We start from the raw sequence: 13,644 nt of genomic DNA, 5'->3' as shown, positions 1-13,644 counted from the left end.
GCGGGGACCGCTCATTCCAACTGCCGACACCCGTCCGGATCACCCCCGTAAAGGAGCGAGCATTGCTGCCCGAACAGCCGACAACAGCCCTAACCCGATGGTGCGAGACGATGTTCCCGCAGGCCAGGCGGTTACCCCCGCCATCAGTACGCCGATGGCGAACGTGAGACGCCCCGGACCCGCGTGTCGCCCCTCCCCACTAGGGATGTCTTACCCGTATGTACTGACACTCCATGCGGCACACCCCGGTTCCCTCCGCTACGGGCGAACACCCTTGCGCCCGCGAATGCCTCCACACGCCCCGCACACATCGACGGAATGCATCGTTCCAGGCGCGGAACGTGACCTCGGTGGGAGTGGAGCAGTTCTCCCGGACATGGCCGTCACCGTTCCCGCACCGCGCACTCCGTCCGACGGGGAAGCCGCCATGCCCGGCGGAGAGTTCGCACAGTGGTACGAGCAGGAGCTCGGCTGGGCAGCCGTGGAGGGTCCGCCCGCACGACTGCGGACCGGGGTGCGGTTCGACGTGCTCGAAGTGCCCGCGGTCGCGGGAATGGCAGCGCTGCGGCGCCTGGGCGACCGGACCGGACCGGTGGTTCTGAGGGGGCGGCGGCTGGGGCTGCTGGTGGCCGCGGGAACAGCCGAGGAGCTGCCGGGGCTGCTCGACTGGCTGCAGTGGGGCGGAATCGCCCTGGACCTGACGGCGGTCGGGGCCGGCGGGACGATCACCGCGCCGGTGCCGCCCGGACATCCGGTCCCGGCGTCCCGGGGGGCCGCCGTGTCCGTATGGCTGCGGCCCCCCGAGCCGGGAAGCGAGATCGAACCGGTGCTGCCGGCCCTTGCCCCGTGGTCGCCGTCCGGGTGCGACGTCGCCGGGCTCGGGGGGTCTGCGGACGCCCCCGGTCTCGTACGGCTCGTGGACACGGCGGCAACCGAATGCCACCGCGCCCGCCTGCTGGGTGTGCGCTCACACCGGGGGCAGGGGGCCGTGGAAAGAACGGCGGATCAGCCGTTGGCCTTCTCGTAGGCCTCCTTGATGTCCGCCGGCACACGGCCGCGGTCATTCACGTTGTAGCCGTTCTCCTTGGCCCACGCGCGGATCTTCGCCGTGTCCGGGCCGGCCCCGGCAGAAGTCCGGGCCTTGCCCCGGGCGGCAGCGGCACGTCCGCCCGTCCGGCGCGCGGCCTTCACGTACTCCGCGAGGGACTCGCGCAGCTTGTCCGCGTTGGCGGTGGTGAGGTCGATCTCGTACGTCTTGCCATCCAGAGCGAACGTCACCGTCTCGTCCGCCTCGCCGCCGTCGAGGTCGTCGACAAGAAGGACCTGAACCTTCTGTGCCACCGGATTCCCTTTCATCGAAAATGCAGTACGCGGAAAGGAAACCGCTTTTCTCGGAAAAACACAAACCCTCGGTAGAGGTTCAGGAGCGGGCCCGTGCGGGAAACGTACGCGATTCGGACATAGGGTTCCGGCCGCTACCCGTGGCTGTTCCGCGTTCACAGGTGCAGCAGCATCCGGCTGTTGCCCAAGGTGTTCGGCTTCACTCGTTCGAGTCCGAGGAACTCCGCGACGCCCTCGTCATAGGAACGCAGCAGCTCGCTGTAGACATCGGTGTCGACCGGAGTCTCCCCGATCTCGACGAAGCCGTGCTTCGCGAAGAAGTCGACTTCGAAGGTCAGACAGAAAACCCGGCGGACACCGAGCCAGCGGGCCGTGTGCAGCAACTGTTCAAGCAGCAGGTGACCGATCCCGGCGCCCTTGAAGGCGGAGTCCACCGCGAGAGTGCGCACTTCCGCGAGATCCTCCCACATCACGTGCAGCGCACCGCACCCGACGATCCTGGCATCCCCGTCGCGTTCCGCGACCCAGAACTCCTGGATGTCCTCGTATAGCGTCACGGTCGCTTTGTCGAGCAGGATGCCGTCGGGTACGTAGGCGTCGAGCAGACGGCGCAGCACGGGGACATCCGTGGTCCTGGCGCGGCGTACGGTGACGGCATTTGCGGCGGCATTGTGAAGGCCGGGAAGCTGCGACGGCATGTCTGGACGCTATCGCCCCTGTGCGGAACCGCGCGCATCGCCCTCTCGTGCTTCGGCCGGCCCTTCCGCCTGCGCTTCCGCCTGCGCTTCCGCACTGCCTTCCGTCCGCCCTTCCGGCCCGGCTTCCGCTGCTGCGGGGGCGGCGGGTGCGGAGGCTTCCGCACTGTCGTGCTGAACGATCCGGATGGCGTCCTGGAGGGACTCCCGCTGCTCGGGCGACATCATGCCGAAGAAGGCGACCAGGGCCGCGGCCGGACTGTCGCTCTGGGCCCATGCCTCGTTCATCAGGGCCGCGGCGTAGGCGGCACGCGTTGAGACCGCCGTATATCGATAGGCGCGCCCCTCGACTTCCCGGCGCACCCAGCCCTTCTGATGGAGATTGTCCATTACCGTCATCACGGTCGTGTAAGCGATGGACCGTTCCTGCTGAAGGTCTTCCAGCACTTCCCGGACCGTGACCGGACGGTTCCACTGCCAGACGCGCGTCATCACGGCGTCTTCCAGCTCTCCCAATTGGCGCGGCACAACAGCACCATAGTGGCTATTCACCGTATCGGGCAGCAAAAAGGGCGTACGACGCGGAATGCGGCGCACGCCCTGAAGTGGAGCGGTCGGGTCCGTCAGGCGCTCTCGGCCCGCGGCGCCTGGCCGGCTTCGGCCCTGGCGAGCGCCGCGTCCACGGCCGCGTCCTCCTTGGCCTTGTTCGACCCGCCCTGGGTCTTGACGATCGTCACGATGAGGGCCGTGAAGAAGGCCGCCATCACCACCGGGGGAAGCAGCGCGGATACGTAGTCCATGCCGACCAGACTAGCTACCCCGCCACGCGGCGGGCCGAAGGGGGCACCGGCCGGCGCCGCGGGGGGAAGACCTCCCCGGGCGTCGGGATCGGCCGGTCGGGGCGGGGCGACCGGGCGGGCTCCGCGGGGCTCGGACGCTCGGCAGGCCGCTGCGGCTCCTTGGGCTCCCGGCGCTCCTTGCCCGGATCGTCCGCCGCCGCGAGGCCGCCCGGCAGGGCCGTCAGCCGCACCCGGCCCGGGGCCGGTGCGTCCGCCCCCCGTTCCGCCTCCCCCGCCGCGCCGGTCCGCGCGGACCGCTCCGCGAGCGCCCGGCAGCGGTCCAGCAGGGAGACCGCGACCGGATGGGCCCGCAGGGTGTGCAGAGCGGCGAGATCAGTGCGCTCCGGCGGGTGACCGGCCGCCACGGCTTCCCGGAGGAGTGCGAGATAACCGGTCGCGGCACCGGGCAGCGCAGCCCGGTAGCGGGCGAGGTCGGCCAGCAGGAAGGCGCGCATGCGGCCCGCCTCACTGGCGGCCTCGTCCACGGAGGCGGACAGACGGAGGAGGTCCTGGACGTCCTCGTCGCGGGCGGAATCGGGATGGAGGGCGATGGCGAGGGCGCGTCGGAGCACACGCAGCTCGTCTGCGCTGAACGCCATGCCACCGGGAGGTCCGTAGGGCGTGGGCATGGGCCGACGATACGCGCTAATCGGACAAAAATGGTTTACGTCTGAGAATGCGGGCGTGCCGCGTCCCCGCTCAGCCCGAGACCGGACAGGCGGACTGGAAGGCCAGGCGGGTATCGGCGTCGGCGGCGATCCCTTCGAAGACGGCGTCGAGCGCCGGGAACTCCTGCCACGGCTCCCTGCCGGAGGCCGCCGCCATCCGGTTCACGACGAGCTGCTCCACCGCACCACCCGTGTCGGACAAGGCCCGTGACAGCGCGTCGGAGGAGGACATCGCGGCAGCGTACCGGGCCGACGGGACGTCACATACGGGAGACGTTCCGCTCGTAGACCAGGCGCAGGCCGATCAGGGTCAGCCACGGCTCGTGCTCGTCGATCACCGAGGACTCGCCGAGCACCATCGGGGCGAGGCCGCCCGTGGCGATGACCGTCACGTCCTCGGGGTCGTCGGCCAGCTCCCGGGCCATACGGCTGACCACGCCGTCGACCTGGCCGGCGAAGCCGAACACGATGCCCGCCTGCATCGCCTCCACGGTGTTCTTGCCGATCACCGCGCGGGGGCGGGCCAGCTCGATCTTGCGGAGCTGGGCGCCCTTGACGCCCAGCGCCTCGACCGAGATCTCGATGCCGGGGGCGATCACACCGCCCGTGTACTCGCCGCGCGCGCTGACCGCGTCGAACGTCGTCGCCGTACCGAAGTCCACGACGATCGCCGGCCCGCCGTACAGCTCGACCGCCGCGACCGCGTTGATGATGCGGTCGGCGCCGACTTCCTTGGGGTTGTCCATCAGGATCGGCACACCCGTCTTGATGCCGGGCTCGACGAGGACCGCGGGCACGTCGCCGTAGTAGCGGCGGGTCACCTCGCGCAGCTCGTGGAGCACCGACGGGACGGTCGAGCAGATCGCGATGCCGTCGATGTTGTCGCCCAGCTCCTCGCCCAGCAGGGGGTGCATGCCCATGAGGCCCTGGAGCAGGACGGCCATCTCGTCGGCGGTGCGCCGCGGATCGGTGGAGATCCGCCAGTGCTCGACGATCTCGCCCCCGTCGAAGAGACCGAGGACGGTGTGGGTGTTGCCGACGTCGATGGTGAGCAGCATCAGCCTTCGACCTCACGCAGATCGAGGCCGATGTCCAGGATCGGGGAGGAGTGCGTGAGCGCGCCCACCGCGAGGTAGTCGACACCGGTCTCGGCGTAGGCCCGGGCGTTCTCCAGGGTGAGCCGGCCGGAGGACTCCAGGATCGCGCGGCCCTGGTTGTGCTCCTGGTTGAGGATCACGGCCTCCGCGGTCTCCATCGGCGTGAAGTTGTCCAGCAGGATCAGGTCGGCCCCGGCGTCCATCACCTCGCGGGCCTGGTGGAGAGTGTCCACCTCGACCTCGATCGGGACGTCCGGGAACTGCTCCCGCACCCGCTTGAAGGCCTCCGCGACGCCTCCGGCGCCGACCACGTGGTTGTCCTTGACCAGCGCGGCGTCCGACAGGGACATGCGGTGGTTGACTCCGCCGCCGCAGCGCACCGCGTACTTCTCCAGGGCGCGCAGGCCGACCGTGGTCTTGCGGGTGTCGCGCACCTTGGCCTTGGTGCCCTCCAGGACGTCCGCCCAGGCACGGGTGGCGGTCGCAATGCCGGAGAGCCGGCAGAGGATGTTGAGCGCGCTGCGCTCGCCGGTGAGCAGGTCCCGGGTGCGGGCGGTGACGGAGAGCAGCTTCTGGCCGGGCTCGACCCGGTCGCCGTCCTCGACGTGCCGCTCGACCTCGAACTCCTGGGTGCACACGATGGACAGGACGGCCTCGGCGATCCGCAGACCGGCGACGGTGCCCGCGTCCCGGGCCGTGAAGTCGCCGGTGGCTACGGCGTCCTCGGGGATCGTCGCCACGGTCGTCACGTCGACGCCGCCGTCGAGGTCCTCCTCGATGGCGAGGTGTGCGATGTCCTCGACCTGGACGGGGTCGAGGCCGGCGTCGACGAGCAGCTGGGCGAGCGCGGGGTCGAGGCCGCACTCCAGGTACTCCTCGCCGCCGGCGCAGCCGCAGCCGTCGCCGCAGCCGCCTCCGGGGGCGGCGGGGGCGCCGATCTGGATCAGCGGGACGTCCACTGGCTCGGGACGCTGTTCGTCGGGCGTGCTCACGGTTACGGCTCCCTGGGGGGTTCTGCGGCTTCGGCGGGCCGGGCTTCGTGGTTTTCGGCTTCGGCGGGTACTGCGGGGACGGCCGCGGGGGCCGCGGAGACGACGGGCGGGCACGCGACGGAGGCGGCACCGAGCAGTGTCGGCGGGAAGTCCGCGGACTCGGTGGCGGTCACGTCCAGACTGCGGTCCGGGTTCAGCCGGACGACGAGGTGGCGGCGCCAGGCGGTGTCGTCACGGTCGGGCCGGTCCTCGCGCCAGTGGCAGCCGCGCGTCTCCTCGCGCTCACGGGCCGCGGCGACCAGGACGCGGGCGACGCACAGGAGGTTGGTGGTCTCCCAGGCCTCGACACCCGGCTCTGCCGCCTTGCTGCCGTACCGGTCGTCGGCGGCGTCGCCGGTACGGGCGGTGGCGTGGACGTGCTCCAGCCGGTCCGCGGCCTCGGCGAGGCTCTCGGCCGAGCGCAGGACGCCCGCCCCGGTGGTCATGGTCCGCTGGATCTCCAGCCGTACGGCCGGGTCCAGCAGAGGCAGTTCCACCGTGGCCTCCGGCGCCACCGGTGCGGTCGGGGCCGGGCGGTGGGCGGCGATGTCGCCGGCGATGCGCTCGGCGAAGACCAGGCCTTCCAGGAGGGAGTTGGAGGCGAGCCGGTTGGCGCCGTGGACCCCGGTGCAGGCCACCTCGCCGCACGCGTAGAGGCCGGGGACGGTGGTCCGGCCGTGCAGGTCGGTACGGACGCCGCCGGAGGCGTAGTGGGCCGCCGGGGCGACCGGGACGGGCTGGGTCACCGGGTCGATGCCGTGGGCTCGGCAGGCGGCCAGGATGGTGGGGAACCGGTTCTCCCACATCTCCGCGCCGAAGTGCCGGGCGTCCAGGTACATGTGCTCGGTGCCCTGCTCGCGCATCCGCCGCATGATGCCCTTGGCGACGATGTCACGGGGCGCGAGCTCGGCCAGTTCGTGCTGGTCGAGCATGAAGCGCACGCCGTCGGCGTCGACGAGGTGGGCGCCCTCGCCGCGCACCGCCTCCGACACCAGCGGCTGCTGGCCCTCGGCGTCCGGACCGAGGAACAGCACGGTCGGGTGGAACTGGACGAACTCCAGGTCGGAGACCTCGGCTCCGGCGCGCAGCGCGAGGGCCACGCCGTCACCCGTGGAGACGGACGGATTGGTGGTGGCGGAGAAGACCTGGCCCATGCCGCCGGTCGCGAGCACGACCGCCGGGGCGTGGACCGCGCCGACGCCGTCGTGCTGCCCCTCGCCCATGACGTGGAGGGTCACACCCGCGGTGCGGCCCTCGGCGTCCGTGAGCAGGTCGAGGACCAGAGCGTGCTCCACGGTGCGGACCCCGGCGGCACGGATCGCGTCGACCAGGGCGCGGGAGATCTCGGCACCCGTCGCGTCCCCGCCCGCGTGGGCGATACGGCGGCGGTGGTGCCCGCCCTCACGGGTGAGCTCGATCTCACCGGCCTCGTCGGTGTCGAACGTCGCGCCCGCCGCGATCAGCCGGCGCACCGCGTCGGGTCCCTCGGTGACCAGGGTGCGCACGGCCGTCTCGTCGCACAGCCCGGCGCCGGCGACGAGGGTGTCGTCGAGGTGCTGCTCGGGGCTGTCGCCCTCGCCCAGGGCGGCGGCGATGCCGCCCTGGGCCCAGCGGGTCGATCCGTCGTCCAGGAGCGCCTTGGTGACCACGACGGTCCGCAGGCCCGCGGCGGTGCAGCGCAGCGCCGTGGTCAGTCCGGCGACGCCGGAGCCGATGACCACCACGTCGGCGTCGACGGCCCAGCCGGGCGCGGGGGCCTTGAGCCGTATTCCGGTCACTGGGGAGCTCCGAAGGTCAGCGGGATGTTGTCGATCAGGCGGGTGGTACCCACCCGGGCGGCGACGGCGAGGACCGCCTCGCCGGTGAAGCCGTCGGGGGCCTCACCGAAGTCTGCCGGGTCGACGAGGGCCAGATAGTCGAGTGCGAGCGGGGGGTCGGCCCGGCCCGCCTCGTCGAGGACCGCGCGGGCCGCCGCCCGCACCGCCTCCGGACCGCACGGACCGGCCGCAGCCACGGCGTGGGCGTCGGCCGCTGCGCGGGACTCGCCGAGGGCGGTGAGCGCGGCGGCGCGGCCGGGGCCCGCGGCCGCCATGGTCTCGGCACGGGCGTGCAGCGCCTCCTGCGCGGCGAGCCGGTCGCGGGCCGCGAACAGTGCCCGGGACAGGGCGAGCGCGGTGCGCCGCTCGGCGGACGAGAGGTAGCGGTTGCGGCTGGACAGGGCCAGGCCGTCGTCCTCGCGTACGGTCGGCACTCCGACGATCTCGACGGGGAAGTTCAGGTCACGGACCATCCGCCGGATCAGCGCGAGCTGCTGGGCGTCCTTCTGCCCGAAGAACGCCACGTCGGGCTGGGTGAGGTGGAGCAGCTTGGCCACCACGGTCAGCATGCCGTCGAAGTGCCCCGGGCGGGAGGCTCCCTCCAGCACGTCGCCCATCGGCCCCGCGGTGATGCGGACCTGGGGCTCGCCGCCGGGGTAGACCTCGTCGACGGCCGGGGCGAACACGACGTCCGTGCCGCTGCGTTCGGCGACGGCGAGGTCGGCGTCCAGGGTGCGGGGGTAGCGGTCGAGGTCCTCGCCGGCGCCGAACTGCAGGGGGTTGACGAACACCGTGACGACGACGAAGCCCTTCCGGCCGACGTGCGACCGTGCGGCGCGGATCAGCGAGGCGTGGCCTTCGTGCAGCGCGCCCATGGTCATGACGACGGCGGTGGCACCGGTCCCGGCGTTGCGGTCCAGCACGTACCGCAGATCGTCGCGGGTCGGAACCAGTTCGAATCCGTGACTCATCGGTCTCCTCCGTCGTCGCGCCGCCCGTCGCCGCCGGGCCCCTCGTACGGGCTCTCGCGCCGGCCACCGGACCGGTCTTCGCCACCGGCCGCGGAGCCGTCGTGGCCGCCGTCCGCCGGAGACTCCGGGCGGCCGCCGGGGGCGGTCGGGACACCGTCGCCGTCGGTCGGGACACCGTCGCCGTCGGTCGGGACACCGTCGCCGTCGGTCGGGAGACCGTCGCCGTCGTCGTCGGTCGGGAGGCCGTCGGTGCGGGCCTCGGCGGCGAGGACGCCCAGCAGGTCCTCCGCCAGCTCCGGCCTGAGCATTCCGTGCGCCAGCGCGCGGTCGGCGGTGGTCCTGGCCATCGCCAGATAGCCGGCGACCGTGTGCGGGGCGTGCTTGCGCAGCTCGGCGACGTGCGCGGCGACCGTGCCAGCGTCACCACGGGCGACCGGCCCCGTCAGGGCGGCGTCGCCCGAGCGGAGCGCGTTGTCGAGCGCGGCGCCGAGGAGGGGGCCGAGCATCCGGTCCGGTGCCGTGACCCCGGCGGCGCGCAGCAGCTCCATGGACTGGTTGACCAGCGTGACCAGGTGGTTCGCGCCGAGGGCGAGGGCCGCGTGGTACAGCGGGCGGGCCTCCTCGGCGATCCACTCCGGTTCGCCGCCCATCTCGATGACCAGTGCCTCGGCGGCCAGCCGCAGCTCCTCGGGCGCGGTCACGCCGAAGGAGCAGCCGGCGAGCCGCTGCACGTCGACGGTGGTGCCGGTGAACGTCATCACGGGGTGCAGCGCCAGCGGCAGGGCCCCGGCCCGCAGGGCGGGCTCCAGGACGCCCACACCGTACCGCCCGGAGGTGTGCACGATCAGCGTGCCCGGCCGGATCGCGCCCGTCTCGGCGAGACCCTGCACCAGACCCGGCAGCACGTCGTCCGGGACGGTCAGCAGGACCAGCTCGGCGCGCTCCAGCACCTCGGCGGGCGTCACGACGGGCACATCGGGCAGCAGGGCGGCGGCGCGGCGCAGGGATGCGTCGGACACCGCGGAGACGGCGACCGGGCGGTGCCCGGCGAGCTGCAGCGATGCGGCGAGCGCGGGTCCGACCCGGCCCGCGCCGACGACCCCGACCGTGAGGCGGGCGGGGCGGTCCCTCGCGTCGAGGGGCTCCTTGGGTGCTGATGCGTTCACGCGGCGGCGGCCTTCCCGTTCCAGTCCGCAGGGGTACCGGACGATTCCTCGTCATGCTACGCCAGCGCTTCGTCCTCCCCGGTGACCGTCCACAGGCTGTGGGCGATGATCGGTCGATGACCGGAAGCACGGAAATCGACCAGGAACAGCGGGAGCGGCGGCGCAGGACCGACGCCTGGCGGAAGGCGGAACGGATCCTGTACCGGCCCGCGATGGACGCCACGGTCGGCGGGCTGCTGTCCTCCCTGGCCGCGGACGCCGCGGACGTGTACGACCTCGACGGCACGGCCGACGTGTACGGCGACGGGGTCGTGGCCACACTGGAGGAACGGGTCGCCGCGCTGCTGGGCACGGAGGACGCGGCGTTCTTCCCCAGCGGCACCATGGCCCAGCAGGTGGCCCTGCGCTGCTGGGCCGGCCGCACCGGGAACCCGGTGGTGGCCCTGCATCCGCTGGCACACCCGGAGGTGCACGAGGGCGGCGCGCTCGGCACGGTGAGCGGACTGCGCACGGTCCATCCGACGCAGGAGCCGCGGACGCCCACGGCCGACGAGGTGCGCGGGCTCGGCGAACCGTTCGGAACGCTCATGCTGGAGCTTCCGCTGCGCGACGCCGGGTTCGTGCTGCCCACCTGGGACGAACTGACCGAAGTCGTGGAAGCCGCGCGGGAGCAGGACGCGGCGGTGCACTTCGACGGCGCACGCCTGTGGGAGTGCACCGCGCACCTCGGCCGGGGGCTCGACGAGATCGCGGCGCTCGCGGACAGCGTGTACGTCTCGTTCTACAAGTCGCTGGGCGGCATGTCCGGGGCTGCGCTGGCGGGTTCCGCGTCCCTGGTGGAGGAGGCCCGGATCTGGCGCCACCGGTACGGCGGCCGGCTGTTCCAGCAGTACCCGGCCGCGCTCTCGGCCCTGCTCGGCCTGGAGCGGGAGCTGCCCCGCCTCCCCTCGTACGTCGCCCAGGCGAAGACGGTCGCGGCGGCGATGGCCGCGGGTTTCGCCGAGGCGGGCGTGCCCTGGTTCCGCGTCCACCCGGAGCCGCCGCACACCCATCAGTTCCAGGTGTGGCTGCCGTTCCCGCCCGACAAGCTGAGCGAGACCGCCGTCCGTCAGGCCGAGGAGACCGGGACGGCGCTGTTCCGCCGCTGGTGGGCCCCCGGGGGCGCGCTCCCGCCGGGCCTCACGACGACCGAGGTGACGGTGGCGGCACCGGCGCTGGAATGGTCCGCCGACGACGTGCGCGGGGCGACGGCCGAGTTCGTCCGCCTGCTGCGTTCCTGAGCCGGCCGCGCGGACCGGACTCGCTTCGATTCGCACAGACGACCGGGGGGTTGAACGGGGCATGGCGCCCTCGGCCCCCTGGCCAGCCTGGCATTCCGAGGCTTGAGGAGGCACCCTTGACTGCCGTGGACCACCTGCCGTGCACCGACGCCCAGATGGACCTGGAGCAGTTCGAGACCCTCGCAGCCGACACGGCGCGAGGGACCGAGGGCCTGCGCCTGGAGTTCATCGACGGAAAGCCGAGGGTCAAGGCAGTGCCCGACGGGCTTCACGAAACGATCATCATGTGGCTCGTACGGCAGCGCTTGCAGCACCGCCCCTCACTCGACCTCCACACCGGACAGGGCTGAGGGTGGAGACCTACCGGAAGGGCCGGGCCCGCCCGGACGGCACCCTCGCTCCCACCGGTCACTTCCTCGCCGCCGGCGAATGGGCCGACCCCGACGGCGTCCTCATGACCGTCGAGATCACCTCGCGGGACCACGACACCGACCAGCGCGACCGCATCGAGAAGCCACGGGCCTACGCCGAGTCCGGCATCCCCGTGTACCTGCTGGTCGACCGGGAGGCCCACGAGGTCACCGTCCACAGCGAGCCCGAGGACGGCACGTACCAGGAGCGTCACACGGTCGCCTTCGGCAAGACGGTCGAGCTGCCCGGTCCCGTGGGCTTCGCCCTCGACACCGCGCCGCTCGTCGAGTGGGCCCGCGAGGCGGAGGACGGCGGGCGGTAGCCGCCGGCCGCACGGTCGCCGTCAGCCGAGTCCGCCGCCCCCGGCGCGCACCAGCCCCGACTCGTACGCGAGGACGACGACCTGTACCCGGTCGCGCAGGCCCAGCTTGGTGAGGATCCGGCCCACGTGGGTCTTCACGGTGGCCTCTGACAGCACCAGGCGGGCCGCGATCTCGCCGTTCGACAGTCCCTGGGCGACCAGGAGCATGACCTCGCGTTCGCGGTCGGTCAGAGCGGAGATCTGCTTGTGCTCCGGCTCGCGGCCGCCGGACGGCAGCATCGGGGCGAAGCGGTCGAGGAGGCGGCGGGTCGTGGAGGGGGCCACGACGGCGTCGCCGCTGTGCACGGACCGGATCGCGGCGAGCAGTTCGGCGGGCGGCACGTCCTTCAGCATGAAGCCGCTGGCACCCGCCTTCAGCCCGGAGAAGGCGTACTCGTCCAGGTCGAAGGTGGTCAGGATGAGCACCTTCGGCGGGCTCGGCGAGGAGCAGATGCGACGGGTCGCCTCGACCCCGTCCAGCTTGGGCATGCGGACGTCCATCAGAACGACGTCGACCGGGACCGACCGGAGGTTCTCGATGGCCTCGACGCCGTCACCGGCCTCGGCGACGACCTCCATGTCCGGCTGGGCGGCGAGCACCATGCGGAAACCGGTGCGCAGCAGCACCTGGTCGTCGACGAGCATCACGCGGATCGACATCGGGGGTGGGTCCTTCCTGAGCGGGGGTCGGGGTCACGGGGCGGGCTTGAGCGGCAGCAGGGCACTGATCCGGAAGCCTCCACCGGAGCGGGGACCGGCGTCCAGCGTTCCACCGACCATGCCGACGCGCTCCCGCATGCCGATCAGGCCGTGCCCCTTCCCGTCGGCGCCCCCGTCCTCGTACATCTCGTGCGAGGCACCGCGGCCGTCGTCCTCGACGAGCAGGCCGAGGCCGTCGTCGAAGTAGACGAGCCGCACGCTGGCGGCGACCTCCGGGCCGCCGTGCTTGCGGGTGTTGGTGAGGGCTTCCTGCACGATCCGGTAGGCGGTGAGCTCGACGCCGCTGGGCAGCGGACGGGGGGTGCCCTCGATCTTGAAGTCGATGGTGAGGCCCGCGGACCGCACCTGCTCCACGAGGTCCTTGATCTGCTCGACGTCGGGCTGCGGGACGTACTCCCCGGCCTCCTGGTGCTCGCCGGTGCGCAGCACGCCGAGCAGCCGCCGCATCTCGGCCAGGGCCTGCCGGCCGGTCGTCGAGATCGTCTCCAGCGCCTGCTTGGCCTGCTCGGGTGCGGCGTCCATCACGTAGGCGGCGCCGTCCGCCTGGACCACCATCACGGACACGTTGTGCGCGACGACGTCGTGCAGCTCGCGGGCGATGCGGGCGCGTTCGGCGGCGACCGCGACCTTCGCCTGGGCCTCGCGTTCCTTCTCCAGCCGGGCCGCCCGCTCCTCCAGCTCCGCGAAGTAGGCGCGACGGGTGCGCATCGAGTCGCCGAGCACCCAGGCGAGCGCGAACGGCACGGTCAGGATGATCACGGCGAAGATCCGGCCGGCCACGCTCATCGGCTGCTCATGCCAGCGGATCTGGGACAGCGGGGCCGCGAACAGCCCGCCGATCAGCGCGAGGCGCGACACCCAGCGGCGGTTCTCGGTGGCGGCGACCGTGTAGATGATCACCAGCATCGCCCAGTCGGCCGGGTTGACCCTGATGTCCAGCACCAGCTGGGCGGCGCCCACGGCCCCGGCGAGCAGCAGCATCCACTGGGGGAACCGGCGGCGAAGGGCGACGACGAGGCAGAGCAGAAGGACCAGCAGGGCCGCGACGGGCCGCGGCTCGGTGCCGATGTCCGATTGGACCACCCACAGCATCGAGAACCCGAAGAGCAGGACGGCCCAGAAGCCGTCGACGCCCGTCGGGTGTCTGCGGATGAAGTCGTAGAGATGCTGCACGTAACCCAGCGTAGGGAAAACAGATAGGTGCAGGGGTCAACCGGAGGTCCCATCCATGGGACGGGCGACTACTC

Annotated in this window: 15 protein-coding genes and 1 pseudogene; 3 read left to right on the top strand and 13 right to left on the bottom strand. The window is 72.4% G+C overall.

The window, feature by feature from the left end; all coding sequences use genetic code 11:
* The first annotated feature begins 376 nt into the window (after positions 1-376).
* On the top strand, positions 377-1,027 hold the full coding sequence (locus tag ACZ4Z5_RS27750; RefSeq protein ID WP_468267434.1) for an SCO3374 family protein: 651 nt from the start codon (positions 377-379) through the stop codon (positions 1,025-1,027).
* Here the strand turns inward: ACZ4Z5_RS27750 and ACZ4Z5_RS27745 are convergent.
* From ACZ4Z5_RS27745 to ACZ4Z5_RS27695, 11 genes are all read right to left on the bottom strand, one after another.
* Positions 1,006-1,341 (bottom strand): histone-like nucleoid-structuring protein Lsr2, encoded by a 336-nt coding sequence (locus ACZ4Z5_RS27745; protein WP_468267432.1) that lies wholly within the window; start codon positions 1,339-1,341, stop codon positions 1,006-1,008. The genes ACZ4Z5_RS27750 and ACZ4Z5_RS27745 overlap by 22 nt on opposite strands.
* A 155-nt stretch (positions 1,342-1,496) precedes the next feature.
* Entirely contained in the window at positions 1,497-2,039 is a 543-nt protein-coding gene (locus tag ACZ4Z5_RS27740) for an amino-acid N-acetyltransferase (protein ID WP_468267430.1), read from the bottom strand.
* Between the two features lie 9 nt (positions 2,040-2,048).
* The gene (locus ACZ4Z5_RS27735) at positions 2,049-2,528 is read right to left on the bottom strand and encodes a BlaI/MecI/CopY family transcriptional regulator (protein WP_468267490.1); all 480 of its coding nucleotides are present in this window, start codon (positions 2,526-2,528) and stop codon (positions 2,049-2,051) included.
* A gap of 131 nt (positions 2,529-2,659) precedes the next feature.
* Positions 2,660-2,836: a hypothetical protein gene (locus ACZ4Z5_RS27730; RefSeq protein WP_468267428.1), complete on the bottom strand. Its 177-nt coding sequence runs from the start codon at positions 2,834-2,836 to the stop codon at positions 2,660-2,662.
* Between the two features lie 14 nt (positions 2,837-2,850).
* Complete coding sequence (locus ACZ4Z5_RS27725) at positions 2,851-3,474, bottom strand: hypothetical protein (protein WP_468267488.1); 624 nt, start codon at positions 3,472-3,474, stop codon at positions 2,851-2,853.
* A 100-nt stretch (positions 3,475-3,574) separates the two neighbouring features.
* A complete protein-coding gene (locus ACZ4Z5_RS27720; protein WP_468267426.1) occupies positions 3,575-3,775 on the bottom strand; it encodes a hypothetical protein in 201 nt (66 codons plus the stop codon).
* A 28-nt stretch (positions 3,776-3,803) separates the two neighbouring features.
* Positions 3,804-4,601 (bottom strand): type III pantothenate kinase, encoded by a 798-nt coding sequence (locus tag ACZ4Z5_RS27715; RefSeq protein ID WP_468267424.1) that lies wholly within the window; start codon positions 4,599-4,601, stop codon positions 3,804-3,806.
* Positions 4,601-5,632: a carboxylating nicotinate-nucleotide diphosphorylase gene (gene nadC, locus ACZ4Z5_RS27710; protein WP_468267422.1), complete on the bottom strand. Its 1,032-nt coding sequence runs from the start codon at positions 5,630-5,632 to the stop codon at positions 4,601-4,603. The genes ACZ4Z5_RS27715 and nadC overlap by 1 nt, the downstream gene beginning before the upstream one ends.
* Positions 5,633-5,634: 2 nt before the next feature.
* Complete coding sequence (locus tag ACZ4Z5_RS27705; RefSeq protein ID WP_468267420.1) at positions 5,635-7,449, bottom strand: L-aspartate oxidase; 1,815 nt, start codon at positions 7,447-7,449, stop codon at positions 5,635-5,637.
* Positions 7,446-8,459, bottom strand: coding sequence for a pantoate--beta-alanine ligase (gene panC, locus ACZ4Z5_RS27700; protein WP_468267418.1), 1,014 nt, complete (start codon positions 8,457-8,459; stop codon positions 7,446-7,448). Before panC ends, ACZ4Z5_RS27705 begins: the two co-directional genes overlap by 4 nt.
* Entirely contained in the window at positions 8,456-9,625 is a 1,170-nt protein-coding gene (locus tag ACZ4Z5_RS27695) for a Rossmann-like and DUF2520 domain-containing protein (protein ID WP_468267416.1), read from the bottom strand. The genes panC and ACZ4Z5_RS27695 overlap by 4 nt, the downstream gene beginning before the upstream one ends.
* A gap of 116 nt (positions 9,626-9,741) precedes the next feature.
* Here ACZ4Z5_RS27695 and ACZ4Z5_RS27690 point away from each other — a divergent pair, with 116 nt between their 5' ends.
* Positions 9,742-10,905 (top strand): threonine aldolase family protein, encoded by a 1,164-nt coding sequence (locus ACZ4Z5_RS27690; protein WP_468267414.1) that lies wholly within the window; start codon positions 9,742-9,744, stop codon positions 10,903-10,905.
* A gap of 155 nt (positions 10,906-11,060) precedes the next feature.
* Positions 11,061-11,638: pseudogene (locus ACZ4Z5_RS27685) on the top strand (Uma2 family endonuclease).
* Positions 11,639-11,659: 21 nt separating this feature from the next.
* On the opposite strand, the gene ACZ4Z5_RS27680 reads toward ACZ4Z5_RS27685, so the two are convergent.
* Complete coding sequence (locus tag ACZ4Z5_RS27680) at positions 11,660-12,337, bottom strand: response regulator (RefSeq protein ID WP_468267412.1); 678 nt, start codon at positions 12,335-12,337, stop codon at positions 11,660-11,662.
* A gap of 33 nt (positions 12,338-12,370) precedes the next feature.
* The gene (locus ACZ4Z5_RS27675) at positions 12,371-13,570 is read right to left on the bottom strand and encodes a sensor histidine kinase (RefSeq protein ID WP_468267410.1); all 1,200 of its coding nucleotides are present in this window, start codon (positions 13,568-13,570) and stop codon (positions 12,371-12,373) included.
* Between the last annotated feature and the right edge of the window lie 74 nt (positions 13,571-13,644).

This window comes from Streptomyces sp. NPDC030222, assembly GCF_055573115.1.
This window is presented reverse-complemented; position numbering and strand designations above follow the sequence as displayed.

Excerpts from the sequence above, each read along its gene's own strand:
- ACZ4Z5_RS27690 (WP_468267414.1), top strand. The coding sequence starts at position 9,742 with ATGACCGGAAGCACGGAAATCGACCAGGAACAGCGGGAGCGGCGGCGC.
- ACZ4Z5_RS27680 (WP_468267412.1), bottom strand. The coding sequence starts at position 12,337 with ATGTCGATCCGCGTGATGCTCGTCGACGACCAGGTGCTGCTGCGCACC.
- ACZ4Z5_RS27715 (WP_468267424.1), bottom strand. The coding sequence starts at position 4,601 with ATGCTGCTCACCATCGACGTCGGCAACACCCACACCGTCCTCGGTCTC.
- ACZ4Z5_RS27740 (WP_468267430.1), bottom strand. The coding sequence starts at position 2,039 with ATGCCGTCGCAGCTTCCCGGCCTTCACAATGCCGCCGCAAATGCCGTC.
- ACZ4Z5_RS27725 (WP_468267488.1), bottom strand. The coding sequence starts at position 3,474 with ATGGCGTTCAGCGCAGACGAGCTGCGTGTGCTCCGACGCGCCCTCGCC.
- ACZ4Z5_RS27750 (WP_468267434.1), top strand. The coding sequence starts at position 377 with ATGGCCGTCACCGTTCCCGCACCGCGCACTCCGTCCGACGGGGAAGCC.
- panC (WP_468267418.1), bottom strand. The coding sequence starts at position 8,459 with ATGAGTCACGGATTCGAACTGGTTCCGACCCGCGACGATCTGCGGTAC.
- ACZ4Z5_RS27730 (WP_468267428.1), bottom strand. The coding sequence starts at position 2,836 with ATGGACTACGTATCCGCGCTGCTTCCCCCGGTGGTGATGGCGGCCTTC.
- ACZ4Z5_RS27720 (WP_468267426.1), bottom strand. The coding sequence starts at position 3,775 with ATGTCCTCCTCCGACGCGCTGTCACGGGCCTTGTCCGACACGGGTGGT.
- ACZ4Z5_RS27735 (WP_468267490.1), bottom strand. The coding sequence starts at position 2,528 with ATGACGCGCGTCTGGCAGTGGAACCGTCCGGTCACGGTCCGGGAAGTG.